This is a genomic window from Streptomyces phyllanthi (assembly GCF_009377205.1).
In the GTDB taxonomy this organism is placed as follows: Bacteria; Actinomycetota; Actinomycetes; order Streptomycetales; family Streptomycetaceae; genus Streptomyces; species Streptomyces phyllanthi.
Window position 1 is genome coordinate 1 of sequence record NZ_VJZE01000118.1, and the last position, 21,883, is coordinate 21,883.

A 21,883-nucleotide genomic window follows, 5' to 3' on the forward strand; every position below is an offset into this window, starting at 1 on the left:
CCCCTCCGCCGAAGCCGCCGGAGAAGTCGTCGGTGTCGAAGTCCGCGCCCGAGACATCTCCGCCCTCGTAGCCGCCGAAGTCGCCGTAGCCGGCGCCGTACATCGCGGCGTACGACGGGGTGGCCATCATGCTGCCGAGCAGTGTGCCGATCAGCAGGCCGGGCAGGATGCCGCCGCCGAAGTAGCCGCCCGCCCAGGGGCCGTAGGCCGGGCCGGCCTCCCAGTAGGGGCGGCGGCCGCCGGACGCCGTCTCCACCTCGCGGACCATCGGGTCGCGGCCGTCGGCCAGGCGGGCCTGGTCCGCCGCACAGACCGGGACCTCGCGCGGGGTGCCGCCGTCGGGGCTCCAGGTCGCGTCGGCCACCGACGGGCCGTGCCGCGGGTCGAAGAAGCAGGGAGCGCGGCGCTCGGGCATCGGGCGGCCCTCGCGGCGCGCGGCCAGCTGCGCGAGCGAGAAACGGCCGTCCTCCAGGGCCTCGGTGACCGCGCGCACGTCCTCGGGGCGCCGGGCCGCGGCCATGGACGTCTTCGCCTGCTCGTAGGCGTCCAGCGCCCGCTCGTAGTCCGCGCGCATCGCGTCGTCGGCGCCGGGCTCCGCGGGGTGGAAGTCGAGGCGGTCGAGCTCCTCGCCGAAGGCGGTGATGTCCTCGTCGACCACGACACGCAGCTTCTCCAGAGCGGCGCGCCGCTCCTCCTCCCTCCTGCGGCGGTTGCGGCGGACCAGTCCGTACGCGCCCGCGCCGCCGGCCGCGAGGACCGCGCCGAGAGCGGCCAGCGCGCCCGGGTCCACCACCACTCCACCGCCGCCCCCGCTCCAGCCGGACGGGGCCGAACCGCCGAGGTCGCTGCGCAGGGCGTCGTCGACGAAGTCGCCCAGCTGGGCCTTGGGGTCGCCCGCGCCCTGCACCGCCGTCACGAGGTTGTCCACCGCCTGGTTGCTCAGCACGGCGCTGTCGGCCCGCGCGTCGAAGCGGTCGCCGAGCCGGATGCCGTACAGGCCGGCGACACCCGTCTCGGTACGCAGGTTGGCGAACAGGTTCTCGGTCGGATAGTCGGCCGGGAGGACCGCCACGAAGATCGGCTTGTCCGCGTCCTCGATCCTGTCGGCGAGCGACTCGGCGTCCGACTCGGAGAGCAGGTCGGTGGCGGCCGGGTCCACGTACACCGGACTCTCACGCAGGGCCTCGGCGACCTCGGACAGATCGGTGGCCGCGTGCGCGCCGGGTACCCCGGCCGCGAGCACCCCCAGCGCCACTATGAGCGGCACGATCAGCAGGCGCAGAAGACCTCGAACGGGTGCAGCGTTCATACATTCGAAGCTACCTCGAAGTCACCCATAACGGGGTAAAGGAGTGAAAGCGGATCGTTCACCTGGCGAGTCAGGTGGCGGAGTCGGGCCCGTACCGCATACCCGGGCCCGACCGTCCCGACGCCCCCGTCCCGATGCTCCCGTCCCGCCGGCGCCGGGTACTGACCGCCGTCGAGTTACTGGACTCCGCCGAGTTACCGACCTCCGCCGACCGTGGCTACTCCGCCGGTTCGACGCCCGCCCGCAGCAGCCCGTACGCGTACGCGTCCTCCAGGGCCTGCCAGGACGCGGCGATCACGTTGTCCGCGACACCCACCGTGGACCACTCCCCCGTGCCGTCGGAGGTGGAGATCAGCACACGGGTCGTGGACTCGGTGCCGTGCTTGCCCTCCAGGATGCGGACCTTGTAGTCGACCAGGTCGAGCTTGGCGAGCTGGGGGTAGATCTTCTCCAGGGCGACGCGCAGGGCGCGGTCCAGGGCGTTGACCGGGCCGTTGCCCTCCGCCGTGGCGACGATGCGCTCGCTCTTGGCCCACAGCTTGACCGTGGCCTCGTTGGCGTGGCTGCCGTCGGGGCGGTCCTCGACGATGGCGCGCCAGGACTCGGTGCGGAAGTAACGCAGGGGCTTGCCCGCCACCTCCTCGCGGAGGAGGAGTTCGAAGGACGCGTCGGCCGCCTCGTACGTGTAGCCCTGGAGCTCGCGCTCCTTGACCCGCTCCACGACCCGGCCGACCAGCTCGCGGTCGCCGCCCAGATCGACGCCGAGTTCCTTGCCCTTGAGCTCGATCGACGCGCGGCCCGCCATGTCGGAGACCAGCATGCGCATGGTGTTGCCGACCTGCTCGGGGTCGATGTGCTGGTACAGGTCCGGGTCGACCTTGATCGCGGAGGCGTGCAGCCCGGCCTTGTGCGCGAAGGCCGAGACGCCGACGTACGGCTGGTGAGTGGAGGGGGTCAGGTTCACGACCTCGGCGATCGCGTGCGAGATCCGCGTCATCTCGCGCAGCTTGCCGTCGGGGAGGACCTTCTTGCCGTACTTCAGCTCCAGGGCGGCGACGACGGGGAAGAGGTTGGAGTTGCCGACGCGCTCGCCGTAGCCGTTCGCGGTGCACTGCACGTGCGTCGCGCCCGCGTCGACCGCGGCCAGGGTGTTCGCGACGGCGCAGCCCGTGTCGTCCTGGGCGTGGATGCCGAGGCGGGCGCCCGTGTCGGCGAGGACCGTCGCCACCACCGCCTGGACCTGGGCCGGGAGCATGCCGCCGTTGGTGTCGCACAGGACGACCACGTCGGCGCCGGCCTCCGACGCCGCACGGACGACCGCCTTGGCGTACTCGGGGTTCGCGCGGTAGCCGTCGAAGAAGTGCTCACAGTCGACGAAGACCCGGCGGCCCTGGGAGCGGAGATACGACACCGTGTCGCGGATCATCTCCAGGTTCTCGTCGAGGGTCGTGCGCAGCGCCAGCTCGACATGCCGGTCATGGGACTTGGCGACCAGGGTGATCACAGGAGCGCCCGAGCCGAGGAGAGCATTGACCTGCGGGTCCTCGCTCGCCTTGCCGCCCGCCCGGCGGGTCGCACCGAACGCGACCAGCTGGGCGTGGCGGAAGTCGATCTCCTCGCGGGCGCGGGCGAAGAACTCGGTGTCGCGCGGGTTGGCCCCGGGCCAGCCGCCCTCGATGAAGCCCACGCCGAAGTCGTCCAGGTGCCGGGCGATGGCCAGCTTGTCCGCGACCGTGAGGTTGATGCCCTCGCGCTGCGCGCCGTCGCGCAGGGTGGTGTCGAAGACGTGGAAGGAATCGTCGAGCTCGCTGGTTTCGGTCATGGTTTCGGCTCCTGTGTTGGATCTCGGTCTACCGGAATGACCGGCTCCGCCGTCCCCCAATGATCCCTCGCGCTCTCCTCCCGGCTGATGGTGGGCCGGGCAAAAGAAAAACCTCTCGCGGGTGCGAGAGGTCTGCGCGCGGGTCGAGGACGACGGTGTCCGCCCGTACGTGGTCGTACGTGACGGTCACTGCGGACCGGCGCGCCTGCTGCCAATAATCATGGCGAACGAGAGCACGGGGGCAGTGTGGCACAACCTGCCCCCGTGCTCACCGCCCGTCTCAGGATGCGAGCAGCCCGGGCGGCGTGTCCGTCGCACGCACGGCGTCCGGGACGAGCCGGGTCTCATAACCGCCCGAGCAGTCGGAGGCCCCGATGGCGACCTCGGCACCGCACGAGCAGACGAGGTTGACGCCGTTGAAGGGGTTGAGGCCGCAGCAGCCACCGAGGCGGGACCCGTCGGGGTGCCGGTCGAGTTCGACGACGTCGAGCGGATGCAGGACGTACGTGCCGCGAGGTCCGTCGGAGACGAGCAACCCCCGTTCGTCGGACATCCACATGCCACCTGGCACGATCCCGTCGTACGCGTTTTCGTCCCCCTCGTACGGCACGAAAGGCGCCCCGTACGGCTGGGGGTCGACGACGTAGGCGCCGCGCGGGACGCTCGCCGGGCCGTGGCGCCGGCCGTCCGCGTCGGGCATGCCGTCCCATTCGGGGAGCTCGGGCATCTCGTCGAGCTGCCGGACGGGCTCGGTCAGCCGGCGGCCGCAGCGGGCACAGAGCAGTGTGTTCACTCACCTGTTCTACCTGAGGCACCTGTTCCACCTGAGGACCCGCGCCTTCCACCTGAGGACCCGCGCCCGTCTCACGCCGGCAACTCCCGGCCCCCGCGCCGCCGTTGGGCAGCGCGGGGACCGGGGAGCCTGCGGAGGCCGGGGCCGAGAGCCCCTGGCCGTTGCTCAGCCCAGGCGGTGCATCCAGCCGTGGCGGTCCTCCGCCGTGCCGCGCTGGATGTCGAGGAGGGCCTCGCGGAGCTTGAGGGTGACCTCACCGGGCTCGCCGCCCGACTGCTGCCACTCGGCGCCCGTGCGCTTGACCGTGCCGACGGGGGTGATGACCGCGGCGGTGCCGCAGGCGAAGACCTCCGTCAGCGCGCCGCTCTCGGCGTCGCGCTGCCACTGGTCGATGGAGACACGGCCCTCCTCAGCGGTGAGGCCGAGGTCGCGGGCGACCGTGAGAAGGGAGTCACGGGTGACACCCTCCAGGATCGAGCCCGTCAGGGACGGCGTGACGATCCTGTCCCCGTACACGAAGTACAGGTTCATGCCGCCGAGTTCCTCGATCCACTTGTGCTCGACGGCGTCGAGGTAGCAGACCTGGTCGCAGCCCTTCTCGGCGGCCTCGGCCTGGGCGAGCAGGGAGGCCGCGTAGTTGCCGCCCGTCTTGGCGTCGCCCATGCCGCCGGGGACGGCGCGGACGCGGTCCTCGGAGAGCCAGATCGAGACCGGCTTGACGCCCCCCGGGAAGTACGCGCCCGCGGGCGAGGCGATGACGAGGAACAGGTACTCGTTGGCCGGCTTGACGCCCAGGCCGACCTCGGTGGCGATCATGAACGGGCGCAGGTACAGGGACTCCTCGCCGCCGTGCGCGGGCACCCACGCCTTGTCCTGCCGGACGAGGACGTCACAGGCCTCGATGAACGCCTCGACGGGAAGCTCGGGCATGCCGAGACGGTGGGCGGAGCGCTGGAAGCGGCGGGCGTTCATCTCCGGGCGGAACGTGGCGACGGACCCGTCGGGCCCGCGGTACGCCTTGAGTCCCTCGAAGATCTCCTGGGCGTAGTGCAGGGTCATGTTCGCCGGGTCGAGGGAGAGCGGGCCGTACGGCACGAGCTGGCCGTCGTGCCAGCCGCGGCCCTCGGTCCACTTGATCGTCACCATGTGGTCGGTGAAGTGGCGGCCGAACCCGGGGTTGGCCAGGATCGCCTCGCGCTCCGCGTCGGAGAGCGGGTGGGCCGAGGGCTTGAGCTCGATCGTGGGCGTCGTCATCAGTGGTTGTCCTTCACTGCCTACAGGGTGGCCGATATGTCTCCGACGCCCCCGGCTTTCGGCCGGGGGTCCGGGGGTTGTCCCCCGGGAGATGCAGCACCGGTTCGTGTGTGACGGGCCGCGCTCACGCCCGCACGTCCAGTGGCCAGTGCTAGGACGTCCGAGCATCCCCTCATTCGGCGGCTCCGCGTCTGATTATCGCAAGCGGGAGACCCTGTCCGGAACGGGTGTGAATGCGACCCTTGGGCTTGCCCAGGGAATTGATGGTGACACCCGGCGAGGGCATACGAAAGCCGCCGGGTGCGGTGAGTGCGACCCGGCGGCTTCTCGGAGGATGAGTGCGCGGCGGGTCAGCCGGCTACTCGTACGGCGAGCGCGTCACCGATCTCGTCGGTGGAGCGGGCGGGCTTGCCCACACGCTCGGCGAGGTCGGCGGAGACGGCCTCCTCGATACGCGCGGCCTCGGACTCGTAGCCGAGGTGGCGCAGCAGCAGGGCGACGGACAGGACGGTGGCCGACGGGTCGGCCTTGCCCTGGCCCGCGATGTCCGGGGCCGAGCCGTGCACGGGCTCGAACATGGACGGGAACTCGCCGCTCGGGTTGATGTTCCCGGAGGCGGCGACGCCGATGCCGCCGGAGACGGCCGCGGCGAGGTCGGTGATGATGTCACCGAAGAGGTTGTCGGTCACGATCACGTCGAAGCGCTCGGGCTGGGTGACCAGGTAGATGGTCGCCGCGTCGACGTGCATGTACTCGGTGGTGACCTCGGGGTACTCCTCGGCCACCTTGTTGAAGATGTTCGTCCACAGGTGACCCGCGAAGGTCAGCACGTTGTTCTTGTGGATCAGCGCCAGCTTCTTGCGCGGGCGGGCCTGGGCACGGGCGAAGGCGTCACGGACCACGCGCTCGACACCGAAGGCCGTGTTGACGGAGACCTCGGTGGCGACCTCGTGCTCGGTGCCCTTGCGGATGGTGCCGCCGTTGCCCGTGTACGGGCCCTCGGTGCCCTCGCGGACCACGACGAAGTCGATCCGCGGCTCGCCGGCCAGCGGGGTGGCGACACCCGGGAGCAGCTTCGAGGGGCGCAGGTTGACGTGGTGGTCGAAGGCGAAGCGGAGCTTGAGCAGGAAGCCGCGCTCCAGGACGCCGGACGGGACACTCGGGTCACCGATCGCGCCGAGCAGGATCGCGTCGTGCTGCTTGAGGGCCTCGAGGTCGGCGTCGGTGAGGGTCTCACCGGTCGCGTGGTAGCGCTTGGCGCCGAAGTCGTAGTCCTTGGTCTCCAGCTTCACATCCTGCGGAAGGACGGCGGAGAGGACCTTCAGACCCTGGGCCACGACTTCCTGGCCGATTCCGTCACCGGGAATCACTGCGAGATTGATGCTGCGAGACATGACGGCACCGTACTCCTTGTCCCATGGGATGACACGGGGCGTCCGCGATATGGACGCGGCCGTGTCGCCGCGGCCCCCGATCCGTTGACTGGCGTTCACCCGTGTGTTTGCCGTGAGTTGGGAGTCGCTGGGAAGTTCGACGTCATGGAGACACCGGACTTCGGCATTCCCGAGCGGCTCGCGCACCGTATGAGCATGGCGGAACAGCACGAGTACCTGCGCACCAGACTGTCCCGGCGCCGCACGCTGCTGACCGCGGGCGCGCTGGCCGGCGGGCTGCTGACCGGCTGCTCGGGGTCGGGCACGGCGACGTCGGGCCGTTCGTCCGCGCCCGCCGCCACGTCCACGGAGCGGGTGCACGGTTCCGTCGTCACCCCGTTCGGCCGTCATCTCGCCTTCGGCGCCGACCCGAAGACGCAGATGCGGATCTCCTGGCAGGTGCCGCTGTCGGTCGGCAAGCCGTACGTCCGTGTGGGTCTCAGGCCCGACGACCTGAGCCGGAAGATCGAGGCCGAGGTCCGCCACCTGCCCACCCCGGCCCTGGGGGGACGCCCGGCGTACGACCAGTACTACGTGCACGCGGCCCTGGACCGCCTGAGGCCCGGCACGACGTACTACTACGGCGTCGGCCACGACGGCTTCGACCCGGCCTCGCCGCATGGCCGGTCGACCATCACCTCCTTCCGCACGGCGCCCGCGAGCCCGGAGAAGTTCGTCTTCACCGCCTTCGGCGACCAGGGCGTGAGCGCGGAGGCGATCGCCAACGACAAGGTGCTGCTGCGTCAGGAACCCGCCTTCCACCTGCACGCGGGCGACATCTGCTACGCGGACAACACCGGCCACGGCGAGAAGTCGGACCTGTTCAACCCGTCGGCGTGGGACGCGTTCCTCAAGCAGACCGAGCCGGTGGCGAAGTCGGTGCCGTGGATGGTGGCGGTCGGCAACCACGACATGGAGGCCTGGTACTCGCCGGACGGGTACGGCGGGCAGCTGGCCCGCTTCTCACTCCCGGAGAGCGGCTTCGACCCGCGGAAGGCGCCGGGCGTGTACGCGTTCACGTACGGCAACGTCGGCGTGGTGTCCCTGGACGCGAACGACGTCTCGTACGAGATCCCCGCCAACTTCGGCTACACGGGCGGCAGACAGACGGCCTGGCTGGACCGGACGCTCAAGGAGCTGCGGGCGGCCGACCCGGTCGACTTCATCGTCGTCTTCTTCCACCACTGCGCGTACTCGACGTCGAAGCACGCGTCGGACGGCGGCCTGCGTGCCGAGTGGCTGCCCCTGTTCACCAAGCACCAGGTCGACCTGGTGATCAACGGGCACAACCACGTGTACGAGCGGACGGACGCCATCAAGGACGGCGGGGTCGGCAAGCCGGTACGGATCGGCGACTCCACGGATCCCTCGCGGGACGGGATCGTGTACGTCACCGCGGGCGGCGGCGGCAAGACCCTGTACGGCTTTCCCGAGGGCGTCGAGGACAGCTACGAGGGGCACGTCAGGAACCGCGACTCCGTCGAGTCGTTCCTCTGGACGAAGTCGCAGGAGCAGAAGGACGAGACCGTGGAGTGGTCGCGCGTGCGCTACACCGGCTTCTCCTTCCTCTCGGTCGAGGTGGAGACCGGAACGGGCGCCAGGGCCGCCCGGCTCAAGGTCTCAGCGCTCACCGAGAAGGGCGAGCGCATCGACCACTTCGAGGTGCGACGCGGCGGCTGAGGGGTGCAAGCACCCCTGAGCCCCAGCCCACGGCCGGGGCGCGGCCGGACTCAGTGTCCGGTCGCTCCGCCGTTGTCCCTGCGGTCGAGGGCGCGCTGGAGCGCGGCGGCGGCGTTCTTGCGGTCGGACTCGGCGGTACGGGAGATACGGCGGACTCGGCGGCGGGCGGTCGTCTCGGCCATGGGAAATCGACTCCTTCGAAGCAATCCGGGAGCACGGGAAGGGGGGTTGCGAGACACGCGCCGGATGGGGCGGGGAGCGGTGCCGCAGGGGTTGCCTGCCTAGGGCTCCGGCTCACGAGCGCCCTTCGCTTGGTCGAGCGAGACGTTCGGCTCCTACAAAAGTAAGCGAGGACAGCGCGCCTGTCTCCACAATTACTTGGGCTTCCTACTATCTGAGACAGTGCAGTGGGTCACACGGGCCAGTAATCCGATGTCTATGCCTGCATAACTCCTTGACAGCCTCATAGCGCCCCTCCACGCTCACAGTCATCGGATGACTGCGACAGGGAGAGGTACCCGCATGCCCGCCCTACCGGCCCCCTCAAGGCCACGCACCATCGTGTTGACGCTCTGCTCCGCGCTGCTCGCCGCCGCCGTGGCCGCGCCGTCCGCCCACGCCGACCGCACGGCACCGGGCCGGTCCTGGGAGATCCAGGGCCCGCCCGGCTCCCCCACGGCCGTCGTGGCACTCGACCCGACGGACGGGCACCCCACACTGGCCGTCAGACGCGGCGACCGTACGATCCTGGAGCCCTCGCCCCTCGGCCTGGTCACCGAACAGGCCGACTTCTCGGGCCGGCTGACCTTCACGGGCCGCACCGACCGCACGGTGTCCGGCAGTTACACCAGTCCGACGGGAAAGTCCGGCCACCGTGTCGTCCGCATGAGCGAGTCCCGCTTCCGCTTCCGTACGGCGGCCGGCGCCCGCATCGACCTGGTGACCCGCGTGGCCGGGGACGGTGTCGCGTACCGCTACGTACTCCCCCGCGACCAGGGCGACGTGCTCCGCGAGACCTCCGCGTTCACGCTGCCCGCCGGCACGGAGGCCGTCATCGGCGGGTACCGCGCCGACAACGAGCTCCGCTTCACCCGGTACGCGTCGGCGACCCTGCCACCGACGGGCCCGTACATGATGCAGGCCCTCTTCGACACCCCCGGCGGCCAGGCCCTGATCGCGGAGTCCGACGTCAACGGCACCTACTCGGGAGCCCACTTGACGCACGAGGAAGGCTCCTCGACGTACCAGGTCGCCCTCTGGAACGACGAACCGGTCCAGGTACCCGACGGCTCCGGACTCACCACGCCCTGGCGGGCGGTCATCACCGGCGACCTGGCGACCGTCACCGAGTCCACGTTCATCGACGACCTGGCCCCACCCTCCCGCGTCCGCGACACGTCCTGGATCAAGCCGGGCCCGGCGCTGTGGACCTGGCTCGCGGGAGGCAAGGAGGCCGGACAGAGCCTCGACGCGCAGAAGAAGTACGTCGACTACGCGGCCGAGCGCGGCTGGCCGTACGAGGTCGTGGACGCGGGCTGGTACTTCAAGCCCGGCGAGTGGGAGGTCATCGACCCCGACTGGCAGACGAACAGCTGGATGCCCGAACTGGTGCGGTACGCGGCCGCGAAGGGCGTCGGCATCCACGTCTGGCTGCACTACACGCTGCTCACGGACCCCGTCGAGCGCGAGAAGTGGCTGTCCACGCTGGAGCGCTGGGGCGTCAAGGGCGTCAAGATCGACTTCATGGACTCGGAGTCCCAGGAGCGGATGCGCTGGTACGACGACGTCCTGGAGGCCACCGCCCGGCACCACCTGATGGTCAACTTCCACGGCTCGACCATCCCGAAGGGCATGCAGCGCACCTGGCCACAGGTGCTGACCTTCGAGGGCGTCGGCGGCGAGGAGAAGCGCACCAACACGGCCGAGCACCTCGCGGCCCTGCCCTTCACCCGCAACGTCCTCGGCTCGATGGACTTCACTCCGGGCGCCTTCCACCGCCCGTACCGGCCCAACGTGGCCTCGGACGCGGGTGAGCTGGGCCTGGCGGTGCTGTACGAGTCCGGCATCCAGAACCTCGCCGGGACACCCGAGTCGTACGAGGCCCGCCCCGAGGCCCGCCGCTATCTGGAGCAACTGCCCGCGCGGTGGGAGCGGACCCGGCTGCTGACCGGCGATCCGGGCCGCTCCGCGGTCCTCGCCCGGCAGGCGCCCGACGGCCGCTGGTTCATCGGCGGCACGGTCGCCGGCGCGGCCCGGACCGTGGACGTACCGGTGCGGCTGGGCGGGGGCCGCTGGCTGGTGGAGACGGTCACGGACGGCCCGTCGGGGCTCGTCCGCGAGGGGTACGTCGTCCGGGGCGGCGGCACCCTCGCCGTACCGGTGGTGGCGGACGGCGGCTTCGCCGCGGTGGCGTGCCGGTGGCGTGAGGGCCGTACGAGCTGCGAGAACTGAGCCGTCAGGGCGGTCGCGGCGGTGTCCCGCACCGTCGCGACCGCCTCCCCCCGCGGGCGCCCGGGCCTCAGCCCATGTGCGGGTACGGGTAGTCCGTCGGCGGGACCAACGTCTCCTTGATGGCGCGGGTCAGCGTCCAGCGCATCAGGTTCTGCGGGGCTCCGGCCTTGTCGTTCGTGCCCGAGGCTCGGCCGCCGCCGAAGGGCTGCTGGCCGACGACGGCGCCGGTCGACTTGTCGTTGATGTAGAAGTTGCCCGCGGCGAAGCGGAGCTTCTCGGCGGTGTACGCGGCCGCCGCGCGGTCGTTCGCGATGACCGAACCGGTGAGGGCGTACTCGGCCACCGACTCCATCTGGGTCAGCATCTCCTCGTACGCGTCGTCCTCGTAGACGTGCACGGCGAGGAACGGGCCGAAGTACTCGGTCGTGAAGACCTCGTTCTCCGGGTCGGTGCACTCGACGACGGTCGGGCGGACGAACCAGCCCACCGAGTCGTCGTACGTGCCGCCCGCGACGATCGTGCAGGCCGGGTCCTCCTTGGCACGGTCGATGGCGGCCTTGTTCTTGGCGAAGGAGCGCTCGTCGATGACGGCGCCGATGAAGTGGGACAGATCGGTGACGTCCCCCATGGCGATGCCGTCGATCTCGGCGGCGAACTCCTCCTTGAAGCCGGAGTTCCAGATCGACGCCGGGATGTACGCCCGGGAGGTCGCCGAGCACTTCTGGCCCTGGTACTCGAAGGCGCCCCGGGTCAGCGCGGTCTTCAGCACGGCGCGGTCGGCGCTCGGGTGCGCGACCAGGAAGTCCTTGCCGCCGGTCTCGCCGACGATGCGCGGGTAGGAGCGGTACTTCTCGATGTTGTTGCCGACCGTCCTCCACAGGTACTGGAAGGTCTTGGTCGAGCCGGTGAAGTGGATGCCCGCGAGGTCGCGGTGCTCCAGGGCGACCTCGGAGACCTCGATGCCGTCGCCGGTGACGAGGTTGATGACGCCCTTGGGCAGACCCGCCTCCTCCAGCAGCCGCATGAGCAGCACGGCCGCGTGGGTCTGGGTCGGGGACGGCTTCCAGACCACCACGTTGCCCATCAGCGCGGGCGCGGTGGGCAGGTTGCCCGCGATCGCCGAGAAGTTGAAGGGCGTGATCGCGTAGACGAAGCCCTCCAGCGGACGGTGGTCGAGCCGGTTCCAGACGCCGGGGGCGTTGGCGACCGGCTGCTCGGCCAGGATCCGGCGGGCGTAGTGGACGTTGAAGCGCCAGAAGTCGATCAGCTCGCAGGGGGCGTCGATCTCGGCCTGCTGGGCGGTCTTGGACTGCCCGAGCATGGTGGAGGCGGCGATGGTCTCGCGCCACGGTCCGGCCAGCAGCTCGGCGGCGCGCAGGATGATCGCGGCGCGGTCGTCGAAGGACAGCGCACGCCAGGCGGGCGCGGCGGCGAGGGCCGCGTCGATGGCGTCCCGGGCGTCCTGCCGGGTCGCGTTGCGGTACGTGCCGAGCACGGCCTTGTGGTTGTGCGGCTGCACCACCTCGAACGGCTCACCGCCACCCAGCCGCTTCTCGCCGCCGATGGTGCAGGGCAGGTCGATCGGGTTCTCGGCCAGCTCCTTGAGCTTCGCCTCCAGCCGGGCGCGCTCGGGCGAGCCGGGCGCGTAACCGTGCACCGGCTCGTTGACGGGGGTGGGGACCTGGGTCACAGCGTCCATGGGGTTCCGTACTCCTTGACTTGAGCGGTGGGGTGTCGGGCTCAGCCCTTGCTGACCATCGAACGGGCGAAGAACCGCAGGTTGGCGGGCTTCTCCGCCAGTCGCCGCATGAAGTACCCGTACCAGTCGGTGCCGTACGCGGTGTAGACGCGCATCCGGTGGCCGTCGGCGGCCAGCCGGAGGTGCTCGTCGCACCTGATCCCGTACAGCATCTGGAACTCGTACTCGTCAGGCTTGCGCCTGGCGCGCCGGGCCAGTTCCTGCGTGATCGAGATCAGACGCGGGTCGTGGGACCCGATCATCGGGTACCCCGCGCCCTCCATCAGGATCTTCAGGATGCGCACATACGCCTTGTCGATCTCGTGCTTGCGCTGGTACGCGACCTCGGCGGGCTCCTTGTACGCGCCCTTCACGAGGCGTACGCGGCTACCGTTCGCGGCGAGGCGGCGGGCGTCCTCCTCCGTGCGGAACAGGTACGACTGGATCACGCACCCGGTCTGTGGGAAGTCCTTCCGCAGTTCCTCGTGGATCGCGAACATCGAGTCGAGGGTGGTGTGGTCCTCCGCGTCCAGCGTGACGGTCGTCCCGATGGCGGCGGCCGCCTGGACGACGGGCCGGACGTTCGCGAGCGCCAGCTCGTGGCCGCCGCGGAATTCAGGGACGGGCCCGGAGGACCCTTCCTTCAGGGCGGTGGTGGGCGACGGGAGGGACTGCCCGAACATCGACAGCTTGACCGACATCTCGGCCCGCGCCCCGAGCTCCAGCCCCTTGAGCCGGTCGACCAGCTCCAGGTAGGAGTCCCGCGCGGCCATGGCCTGCCGGGGTGTGGTGATGTCCTCACCGACCACGTCCATGGTCACGTCCAGGCCCTGGCCGGTGAGCCGCTCGATGACCGGCACGACCTCGTCGACCGTCTCACCCGGGATGAAGCGGTCGACCACCGGCCTGGTCACCGGGGCCGCCGAGACCAGCCGACGTATCCGGTCGCTGCGCGACGCGGCGAGAATCACGGGACCCAGCACGGGGCACCTCCACACAGGGGGCAGCGGAAGGCCGGAACCCGAACAGTCGGGTACGGCACGGAGAACCACCGTGAAACCTAAGGATCCCCCCGATCGTCGGCCATCGACAGCTGTCACGCATCCGTGCCCTGGATCTCAGACAGATGTATGAAGCCTCGCGAGAATGCGGGAGAATGCCCGGGTGACGGACGTTTTCAAGGCCGGAGGGCCGGGAGGAACGGGCCGGGACGACTACCAGGAACTGGTCGACGAGATCTCCGGTCTGCTGGGCGCGCCGGCCACGCTGGAGAACCGCGACTTCGAGCTGATCGCCTTCGGCGCGTACGACAGCGAGGGCGAGCTGGACGAGTCGGCGCTGGACCCCGTGCGCACCCGCTCGATCCTCACGCGCCGTTCGACGCCCGCGGTGCGGGAGTGGTTCGAGGGCTTCGGCATCACCAGGGCGACGGATCCGGTGCGGATCCCGCCCACTCCGGAGGCGGGCGTGCTGCGCGGCCGGATCTGCCTCCCGGTACGCCATCGGGGCGTCGTCCTCGGGTACGTCTGGCTGCTGGACGGCGAGCCGGGGCCGACCGGCGCCCAGCTCTCCGCCGCCATGGAGGTCGCGTCCCGTATCGGCGCCCTCCTCGCGGACGAGGCGCAGGCGGGCGCGGATCTGACCCGTGAGCTGCGCGCGGCGCTCACGGCGGAGCCCGGGTGGCAGCAGGAGATGGCGGTCGGGGAGCTCCGGATGGGTCTGGGCCCGCGCGCGGAGGGCCTTCACACGGTGGTCTGCGTGGCGCCCTGGCCGTCCGCCGACCCGTCGGACGCCCCGTCCGTGCGTACGGTGCCGGGGGCGACCGCGCTGTGCACGGTGCCGTGGGGCGCCACCGCCCAGAGCCTCGCGCTGCTGGTGCGGCTGCGCTCGACGGACGTGACACAGCCGGCGCGAGCGGCGGCGACGCGGCTGCTGGAGCGGGCGGGGCCCGAGAGGCACACGGGAACCGGCAGGCGCGCGGGAAGTGCTGGGCACGCGGGAGCCGGGGGCCACACAGGTGCCGGGAGCGGGAAGCACGCGGGGAACGAGGTGACGACCGCGGCCGGGATCTCGGGCGTCCGCGCCGAGCTGGCCGAGCTGGGCACCGCGTGGGGGGAGGCGTCGGCGGCGGCGCGGGCCGTACTGGCCGAGCCACGGCTGGGGCCGGTCGCCGAATGGGGTGCCATCGGCCCGTACCGGCTCCTGACGTCCCTGGCCCCGCGGTCCCCACAGGACCCGGCGGTACGCAGGCTGTTGTCCCCGGCCCACCACGAACTCGCCCACACCGCAGAGGTGTTCCTCGACTGTGCGGGGCAGGCCGGTCGCACGGCCGCCGAGTTGGGCATCCACCGGCAGACGCTCTACTACCGGCTCTCCCGTGTGGAGCAGCTCACGGGACTGGACCTCGACGACGGGGAGGACCGCCTGCTGCTGCACATGGCCCTCAAGGCACACCGTCTTTGAGCCGTCCTTGAGTACGGCACTCACCGTGGGGCGGAGTCCGGCGCCCCGGAGACCGCGGCGCCCCATGCTCTACTGGCGGGCATGCCGCTCCTCATGCTCGACCTCGACAACACGCTGGTCGATCGCGATACCGCCTTCCGGGACGCGGCAACGGACTTCCTGGCCGAGCACGCGCTGCCCCAGAACGACCTCGCCTGGCTGATGTCCCTCGACGCGAGCGGCTACACGCCCCGGCAGGAGGTCGCCCGGGCCCTGGCCGACCGCTACGGCACGGCCCTCCCCGACAGTGCCGTCCGGGCCCTTCTCGACCACGGCGCCGCCGATCGCGTCGTCCTGGCCGACGCCGTCCGTGACGCACTCGGCCGAGCGATCAACGGCGGGTGGATCTGCGCGATCGTCACCAACGGCCGTGTCGCACAGCAGGAAGCGAAGATCCGGAACACCGGACTCGACGAGATCGCCCACGGCTGGGTGGTCTCCGAGGCCGTGGGCCACACCAAACCCGCACCCGAGATGTTCCGCGCGGCGGCGACCGCCGTCGGGGCGTCTCTCCACGGCGCGTGGATGATCGGCGACTCGGCACACGCCGACATCCGGGGCGCGGTGGACATCGGCGTGCAGAGCGTCTGGGTGTCGGGCGGCCTGCCCTGGAGCGAGGCGGCATTCCGGCCCACCCACGTCGCCGACGACACCGCGTCCGCCATCGGCCACGTCATCAACGCCGTGCGCCCTCCGACCGCTCAGTGATCGCTCAGTGATCGCTCACGGAGCCCCGGCACTCGCCTTCGACCCGGGGAACAGCGCGCCGAGGCGGGGCAGACGCCGTGCCGCCTGCTCGTCGTCGTCCCCGTCCCACCGCTCACCTGCCGGCTCCAGCGGCTCGCAGTCCTCACCCTCCCGCTCTTCGTCCTCCCGCTCTTCGTCCTCCCGCTCTTCGAAGGCGGCGTAGAAGTCCTCCTCGCTCCCGCCGGTCACCTCGGTGAACGCCTGCTCCGCGACGTAGTCGAGCTCCTCCCAGTCGGGGCACTCCTCGTCCTCCCAGTCCCACGGGGACCGCCCCGCGAGCCGCCGTACCTCGGGGACGTCGGCCAGGCCGTCCGGATCACGCGCCACCCGCTCGAACGTGTCGCGCCCCATCCCGACCAGCCACAGCCGGAAGCCGAAGAAGACGTCGTCGGAACTCCAGCCCATGATCCGGTCCGCCGCAGCCCACAGATCCCAGGTGAACGTGGGCGCCAGCACGCGGTGCAGGCATATCCGGAAGCCCACGATCTCCGACTCGGGTCCGCGCGCCAGTCGCTCGCCCAGCCACGCCAGGCGCTCATCGGGGTCCTGGGTCTGCTGCCGGCAGCCCTCGATCAGGTGCCAGAAGGTCTCGTCGTCCATGGCCGCACTGTGGCAGGCGGGACTGACATCGCCGCCCGGTCGGCTTTGACCGTCGGCCGGATCCCGGCCGATCGATGGCTGATCGATGGCTGACGGACGCCTGATTCTTGAAAACGATTGTCATCGTGTTACCGTCAGCGCGCCCATCCTTGACCACCCCTTTGCCCGGAGGGTTCCGTGCGTCTGCCCGCCCGCCTGCTCCCCGTCGCGGCCCTCGCCGCGGCGTCCGCCCTGCTCACCGGATGCTTCACCGGAGCGGACCCGTCGTCGGCGGAGGGCGACGGCAAGCGCGTACGGCTCGCGATGATGCTGCCCCCGCGTTCGGGGCTGTCCCCGCTCTCCGACGACGCGTTCAAACTGTCGCGCTGGTCGACCGCCGAGACCCTGGTGAAGCTGGACGCGGAGGGCGACGCGCGGCCCGCCCTGGCCACCAAGTGGCAGCAGAACGGGCGGACCTGGACGTTCGAGATACGCGACGGCGTGACGTTCCACGACGGTACGGAGCTCACCGCCGAGGCCGTGGTCGACTCCCTCACCAAGGCCGCCACCGCCTCCCCCAAGCCGCGCATCCTCGACGGCGTCGAGCTGACCGTCCGGGCGGAGGGCGACAAGGTCACCGTCACCACGGGCACCGAGGACCCGCTCGTCCCGCAGCGCCTCAGCTCGCCGCAGCTGTCGATCCTGGCGGCGAAGGCGTACGACGGGAAGACGGTGAACCCGGTCGGCGCGGGCACCGGCCCCTTCGAGCTGACCAAGGTCAACGGCACGTCCTCGGCCACCCTCGACCGGTACGACGACTACTGGGGTGGCAAGGCCAAGTCCCCCGGAATCGATGTGAAGTTCGTGCCGGACGGCACCGCGCGGGCCGCCGCCCTGCGCAGCGGTGAGGCCGACATCGTCGAGGCCGTCCCCGTCTCCCAGGCCGCCGTGCTCGACCAGGACCTGATCACCGAGGTCCCGATGCCGCGCACGAACACCCTGTACCTGAACACCGGGAAGGGCGTCTTCAAGGACGCCGGGCTCCGGGCCGCGGCCCGCGAGGCCATCGACGCGAAGTCGATCGTCGAGGGCGTGTACGAGGGCCGGGCCGACGTGGCCGAGGGGCTGCTCGGACCGGCGCTCCCCTGGGCCGCCGAGCTGCGGTCGCCCGTGAAGCGGGCCAGGGCCGGCGACCCGTCCGGCGAGTCCATCACGATCGGCACCTTCACCGACCGGGCCGAACTGCCCGAGGTCGCGGCCGCGCTGCAGCAGCAGCTCCAGAAGGCCGGGTTCAAGGTGAAGCTGGACATCCGCGAGTACGCGAACATCGAGTCCGACGCGCTGGCGGGCGAGTTCGACGCGTTCATCCTCTCGCGGGCGACCGTCCTCGACTCCGGCGACCCGGCCGCGTACCTCTACAGCGACTTCGGCTCGGACGGGTCCTTCAACCTCTCCCAGCTCGCCGACAAGACGGTCGACGCGGCTCTGGGCAAGGCCTCCGAGGCCAAGGCCGGTGAGACGCGCCGCAAGGCGGTCATCGAGGCCGAGGCCGCCGTGCTCGCCACCGACGCGGCGGTGCCGATGCTGCACGAGCGCGTGATCCAGGGCGACGCCGCCGGGGTGACGGGCGCGGCCCACGACCCGCGCGAGCGCGAGCTGGTCACGGTCGACACGTACGTCAAGTGAAGTCCACCGTAAGGAAGTTGGCCAGCCCCGCCGGGCTGACCCGCTTCATCTGCCTCGCCGCCCTCGTGGCCGCCGTCGGCCTGCTGCCGTGGCTCTCCGGCAGGGATCCCGCGCTGACCGTGCTGCGGGCACGGTCGGCCGAGCAGGAGGCGACACCGGAGGCGCTGTCCGCGATCCGCGCGGACCTGGGCCTGGACGCGGGCCCCTTGTCCCTGCTGGGGAGTTGGGCCGCCGGACTGTTCCGCGGCGACCTCGGCACCTCCTGGGTGTCGGGCACGGACGTCCTCCCCTCCGTGGTCTCCGGCCTCCAGGTGTCGCTCGGCCTGATGGCCGCCGCCTTGGGGGTCGCGGTGCTGCTGGCGTGCGCGCTCGTCGCACCCGTGCTCGTACGGGGCCGGGGGTCGGCCGGGGCGTTCGCCGCGATGCTGGCGGCCCTGCCCGAGTTCTTGCTGGCCACGGTCGCGCTGCTGGTGTGCGGGGTGTGGCTGGGCTGGCTGCCGACATCCGGCTGGCAGGGCCCGCAGTACATGGTGCTGCCCGCGATCGCGCTCGGTGTGCCCGCGGGCGGACTCCTCGGCCGTCTGGTCGCGGACGCGCTGCCCGCCGTACTGGACGAGCGCTGGGTCGAGCTGTGGCGGGGTGCCGGGGTGAGCAGGGCGCGTGTCTCCGCGGCTGCCCTGCGCCGCGTACTGCCGCCGCTCGTACCGCAGTTCGGCATGGCGGCCGTCGGTCTGACGGGGGGCGCGGTCGCCGTGGAGACGGTGTTCGCGGTGCCCGGCATCGGCCGTACGGCCCTGGGCGCGGCCAAGTCGCAGGACCTGCCGCTGCTCCAGGGGTCGGTCCTGGCGCTGCTCGCGCTCGGTCTGGTCACGGGCGCCCTGGCGGCCCTCGTACGGCGTCGGCTGCTCGGCCCGGCGCTGCGGGACGCGGGACTGACGCTGCCCACGGCCCGCCCGGTGCGCTCCCACCCGGCGGTGCCCGTGGTGCTCGCGGCGGTGCTGGTGACGGCGATCGGCTGGGGGCTGCTGCGCGACCCGTACACCGTGGACACGACCGCGCGGCTCCTGGCGCCGTCCTGGGCGCATCCCCTCGGCACGGACGGACTCGGCCGTGACGTGCTGGCCCGGCTGGGACACGGTGCCGCGTCGACGATCGGCACGGCGGCCGCGGTCTGCCTGGCGGGGCTGCTCCTCTCCCTCGCCCTCGGTTTCCTGCCGTCCGTGGCGTCCGGCGCCTCGGACATCGCCAACGCGCTGCCCCCGGTGATCGCCGGCATCCTGGTCGCGGCGGTCGTCGGCCCCGGCACGGGCGGCGCGGCGCTCGCCGTGGCCCTGCTCTCCTGGCCCGCGCTGTCGGCGCACGCGGCGGCCCTCGTCCAGGAGGTCCGCGCGTCGACGTTCCTGACAGCCCAACGAGCCATCGGCGCCTCGCCGTGGTGGATCCTGACCCGGCATGTCCTGCCCTCCGTGGCCGGTCCCGTCACCCGCCACGCGATCCTCCGCCTCCCCGGTATCGCCCTCGCCCTCGCTTCCCTGGGCTTCCTCGGTCTCGGCGCCCAACCGCCCACCCCCGAGTGGGGGTTGCTGCTCGACGAGTCCCGCGCCTACGTGGAGCGCGCCCCGTGGGCGGCCCTGGCCCCCGCGGTCGCGCTCGCCCTGCTGGCGGGGCTCGCGGTGTCGGCGGCGGCGTACGCGGAAGGACAGGGAGGGCGGCGCGCGCGGAAGGTCACCAGGGCCGGCGCCCCGACGAAGGAGGCCACCGTTGGAGTCTGACGTGCTGCTCTCGGTGCGTGAGCTGCGGATCGCCTTCGAGGGGGTGGAGACCGTGCGCGGCCTGTCCTTCGACGTCCGTCCGCGCGAAGTGCTCGCCCTCGTCGGCGAGTCCGGCGCGGGCAAGTCGCTCACGGCGCGGGCGCTGCTGGGGATGGTCCCGCGCGGCGCCACAACGCGAGGGAGTGTCCGCCTCCGGCACGGTCCGGGCCCGTACGCCGAACTCGTGGGCGCTCCTCCCCCGGCGCTCGCCGCCCTGCGCGGCCGCCGCGTGGCCCTCGTCCCGCAGGACGCCCTCTCCGCGCTCTCCCCCGTGCACCCGGTGGGCGACCAACTCGCCGCAGCCGTGCGGTCGGTGACCGGTGTGTCGCGCAAGGAGGCCCGCGCCCGGGCGGTCGCCGCCCTCGACCGCGTGGGCATCCCCGACGCCGTACGCAAGGCTCGGGCGTACCCGCACGAGTACTCCGGCGGTATGCGCCAGCGCGCCGTCATCGCCATGGCGACCGTCAACGAACCGGACCTGGTCGTCGCCGACGAGCCGACGACCGCGCTGGACGCGGAACTCCAGGAGCAGGTGCTCCGGGTCCTCGCCGAGCAGCGCGAGGCCGTCGGCGCCGCACTCGTCCTGGTCACCCACGATCTGGCGGTGGTCCGCGAGCACGCCGACCGTGTGCTCGTCATGTACGCGGGCCGCCAGGTCGAGCAGGGTACGGCGGCCCAGCTGCTGGACCGGCCGAGGGCGCCGTACACGGCGGGGCTGCTGGCGTCGCTCCCGCGGGAGCTCACCGCGCCGCGCGAGGGCCGCCGTCGCCTCCCCACCATCCCGGGCACACCGCCCACGCCCACCGCGCTGCCGTCCGGCTGCGCCTTCGCGCCGCGCTGCCCGCTCGCGGAGGACCGCTGCCGCAGCGAGGAGCCGCGGCCGCAGGTGGCGGACGACGGCCGTGAGGTCTCCTGCCACCGCTGGGACGACGTCCCGTACCCGGCGGCCGAGTTGTTCCTGGAGCAGCCCGTATGAGTGCGAACCCGCCGCTCCTGGAGGTCCGTGACCTCGTGGTGCGCTACGGCGAGGTCACCGCCGTGGACCATGTCTCGTTCACCCTCGACGCGGGCGAGACCCTCGCCCTGAACGGCCCGTCGGGCTGCGGCAAGTCCTCCACGGTCACGGCGGTACTGCAGCTACGGCGCCCCGACTCCGGTGAGGTGCGCTTCGAGGGACAGGAGTTGACGAAGCTCACCGAACGCGAACTGCGCCCTCTCCGCCCCCGGATGCAGCCCGTCTTCCAGGACCCGTACGGCTCCCTCAGCCCCCGCCGCCGTATCCGCGACGCGGTGGCGGAGGCGTTGCGTGTCCAGGGCCGCTGGGACGCGACGGGCCCGGCCCGGGTCGCCGGGCTCCTCGACCGGGTCGGCCTGGCCCCTGCGTACGGTGACCGCTTCCCGCACGAGCTCTCCGGCGGCCAGTGCCAACGCGCCGGAATAGCCCGGGCACTGGCGTCCGACCCCCGTCTCCTCGTCCTCGACGAACCGGTCTCGGCCCTCGACCCGTCCGTCCGCGCCGGGGTCCTCAACCTCCTCGCGGACCTCCAGGACGAACTGGGGCTCGCCTACCTGTTCATCTGCCATGACCGCGCGGTGGTGAGCCACTTCGCCGACCGCTCGATCGAGATGCGGAGCGGACGCCTCACTTCCGCGTAGCGGCCACGATCACCTGCCGCACCCCGGAGACTTCGCGACCGCGCCGTGCGGCCTCCGGCCGGTACTCGCCGCGTGCGGCATGGGGCGCCGCGGGGGCTTGAGCGGAAGTCCGACTTGACGCGAAGCCGGGTGAAAGGGGTTCCGGCGCGAAGCCCGAAGCACGGGCGAGGGACACAGCAGAGGTCCAAGGTGACGCTGTCCCTGATGCGCTCCAGGGGCGCAGCCCTCTTGGCAGGGGGTCCAGGGGCGCAGCGCCCCCGGCGGGCGTCCAGCGGGCGCGCCCCTTTGGCAGGGGTCCAGGGCGCGCAGCCCCCTCGGCCGGGGGCCAGGGGACGCAGCCTCCCTCGGCACGGCCCCAAGGCGCGCAGCCCCCTCGGCAGGGGGTCCAGGGGCGCAGCCCCTGGGGATGGGAAGGGTAGGGG

General features: G+C 71.8%; 17 protein-coding genes. 8 read left to right on the plus strand and 9 right to left on the minus strand.

Annotated features, from left to right (window positions below; translation table 11 throughout):
• From FNH04_RS18565 to FNH04_RS18585, 5 genes are all read right to left on the minus strand, one after another.
• On the minus strand, positions 1-1,309 hold a 1,309-nt coding region (locus tag FNH04_RS18565), incomplete at its 3' end, for a hypothetical protein (RefSeq protein ID WP_152785631.1).
• Positions 1,310-1,526: 217 nt separating this feature from the next.
• Positions 1,527-3,131, minus strand: a complete 1,605-nt coding sequence (cimA, locus tag FNH04_RS18570) for a citramalate synthase (RefSeq protein ID WP_152785633.1) — start codon at positions 3,129-3,131, stop codon at positions 1,527-1,529.
• 280 nt (positions 3,132-3,411) lie between these two features.
• On the minus strand, positions 3,412-3,924 hold the full coding sequence (locus FNH04_RS18575; RefSeq protein WP_322723268.1) for a hypothetical protein: 513 nt from the start codon (positions 3,922-3,924) through the stop codon (positions 3,412-3,414).
• 165 nt (positions 3,925-4,089) lie between these two features.
• Positions 4,090-5,178, minus strand: a complete 1,089-nt coding sequence (locus FNH04_RS18580; protein WP_152785635.1) for a branched-chain amino acid aminotransferase — start codon at positions 5,176-5,178, stop codon at positions 4,090-4,092.
• A gap of 350 nt (positions 5,179-5,528) precedes the next feature.
• Positions 5,529-6,572, minus strand: coding sequence for a 3-isopropylmalate dehydrogenase (locus FNH04_RS18585; protein WP_152785637.1), 1,044 nt, complete (start codon positions 6,570-6,572; stop codon positions 5,529-5,531).
• Between the two features lie 144 nt (positions 6,573-6,716).
• On the opposite strand from FNH04_RS18585, the gene FNH04_RS18590 reads away from it, so the two are divergent.
• On the plus strand, positions 6,717-8,291 hold the full coding sequence (locus FNH04_RS18590) for a purple acid phosphatase family protein (RefSeq protein ID WP_152785639.1): 1,575 nt from the start codon (positions 6,717-6,719) through the stop codon (positions 8,289-8,291).
• Between the two features lie 50 nt (positions 8,292-8,341).
• On the opposite strand, the gene FNH04_RS48655 is transcribed toward FNH04_RS18590, so the two are convergent.
• Positions 8,342-8,473 carry a hypothetical protein gene (locus FNH04_RS48655; RefSeq protein ID WP_152785641.1) on the minus strand — a complete coding sequence of 44 codons (132 nt, stop codon included), beginning with the start codon at positions 8,471-8,473 and terminating at the stop codon, positions 8,342-8,344.
• A gap of 340 nt (positions 8,474-8,813) precedes the next feature.
• Here FNH04_RS48655 and FNH04_RS18600 point away from each other — a divergent pair, with 340 nt between their 5' ends.
• Complete coding sequence (locus FNH04_RS18600; RefSeq protein ID WP_152785643.1) at positions 8,814-10,742, plus strand: glycoside hydrolase family 97 catalytic domain-containing protein; 1,929 nt, start codon at positions 8,814-8,816, stop codon at positions 10,740-10,742.
• A gap of 67 nt (positions 10,743-10,809) precedes the next feature.
• Here the strand turns inward: FNH04_RS18600 and pruA are convergent, their stop codons facing one another.
• Together pruA and FNH04_RS18610 are read right to left on the minus strand one after the other, a co-directional pair.
• Positions 10,810-12,441, minus strand: coding sequence for an L-glutamate gamma-semialdehyde dehydrogenase (pruA, locus tag FNH04_RS18605; protein WP_152785645.1), 1,632 nt, complete (start codon positions 12,439-12,441; stop codon positions 10,810-10,812).
• 41 nt (positions 12,442-12,482) lie between these two features.
• Entirely contained in the window at positions 12,483-13,463 is a 981-nt protein-coding gene (locus FNH04_RS18610; protein WP_322723269.1) for a proline dehydrogenase family protein, read from the minus strand.
• Positions 13,464-13,626: 163 nt separating this feature from the next.
• On the opposite strand from FNH04_RS18610, the gene FNH04_RS18615 reads away from it, so the two are divergent.
• Both FNH04_RS18615 and FNH04_RS18620 read left to right on the plus strand, forming a co-directional pair.
• Positions 13,627-14,943: a PucR family transcriptional regulator gene (locus tag FNH04_RS18615; protein WP_152785647.1), complete on the plus strand. Its 1,317-nt coding sequence runs from the start codon at positions 13,627-13,629 to the stop codon at positions 14,941-14,943.
• An 81-nt stretch (positions 14,944-15,024) separates the two neighbouring features.
• Complete coding sequence (locus FNH04_RS18620) at positions 15,025-15,690, plus strand: HAD family hydrolase (protein ID WP_152785649.1); 666 nt, start codon at positions 15,025-15,027, stop codon at positions 15,688-15,690.
• Between the two features lie 15 nt (positions 15,691-15,705).
• Here FNH04_RS18620 and FNH04_RS18625 read toward each other — a convergent pair whose 3' ends face one another.
• Positions 15,706-16,329 carry a DUF4240 domain-containing protein gene (locus FNH04_RS18625; protein WP_152785651.1) on the minus strand — a complete coding sequence of 208 codons (624 nt, stop codon included), beginning with the start codon at positions 16,327-16,329 and terminating at the stop codon, positions 15,706-15,708.
• 177 nt (positions 16,330-16,506) lie between these two features.
• Between FNH04_RS18625 and FNH04_RS18630 the strand changes: the two genes are divergently transcribed.
• From FNH04_RS18630 to FNH04_RS18645, 4 genes are read left to right on the plus strand one after another with little or no spacing between them, the layout of a single operon-like run.
• Positions 16,507-17,994, plus strand: a complete 1,488-nt coding sequence (locus tag FNH04_RS18630; RefSeq protein WP_322723270.1) for an ABC transporter substrate-binding protein — start codon at positions 16,507-16,509, stop codon at positions 17,992-17,994.
• A 17-nt stretch (positions 17,995-18,011) separates the two neighbouring features.
• On the plus strand, positions 18,012-19,766 hold the full coding sequence (locus FNH04_RS18635; RefSeq protein ID WP_152785654.1) for an ABC transporter permease subunit: 1,755 nt from the start codon (positions 18,012-18,014) through the stop codon (positions 19,764-19,766).
• Positions 19,756-20,781 (plus strand): ABC transporter ATP-binding protein, encoded by a 1,026-nt coding sequence (locus tag FNH04_RS18640; RefSeq protein WP_152785656.1) that lies wholly within the window; start codon positions 19,756-19,758, stop codon positions 20,779-20,781. Before FNH04_RS18635 ends, FNH04_RS18640 begins: the two co-directional genes overlap by 11 nt.
• On the plus strand, positions 20,778-21,461 hold the full coding sequence (locus FNH04_RS18645) for an ATP-binding cassette domain-containing protein (protein WP_152785658.1): 684 nt from the start codon (positions 20,778-20,780) through the stop codon (positions 21,459-21,461). The genes FNH04_RS18640 and FNH04_RS18645 overlap by 4 nt, the downstream gene beginning before the upstream one ends.
• Positions 21,462-21,883 lie beyond the last annotated feature (422 nt).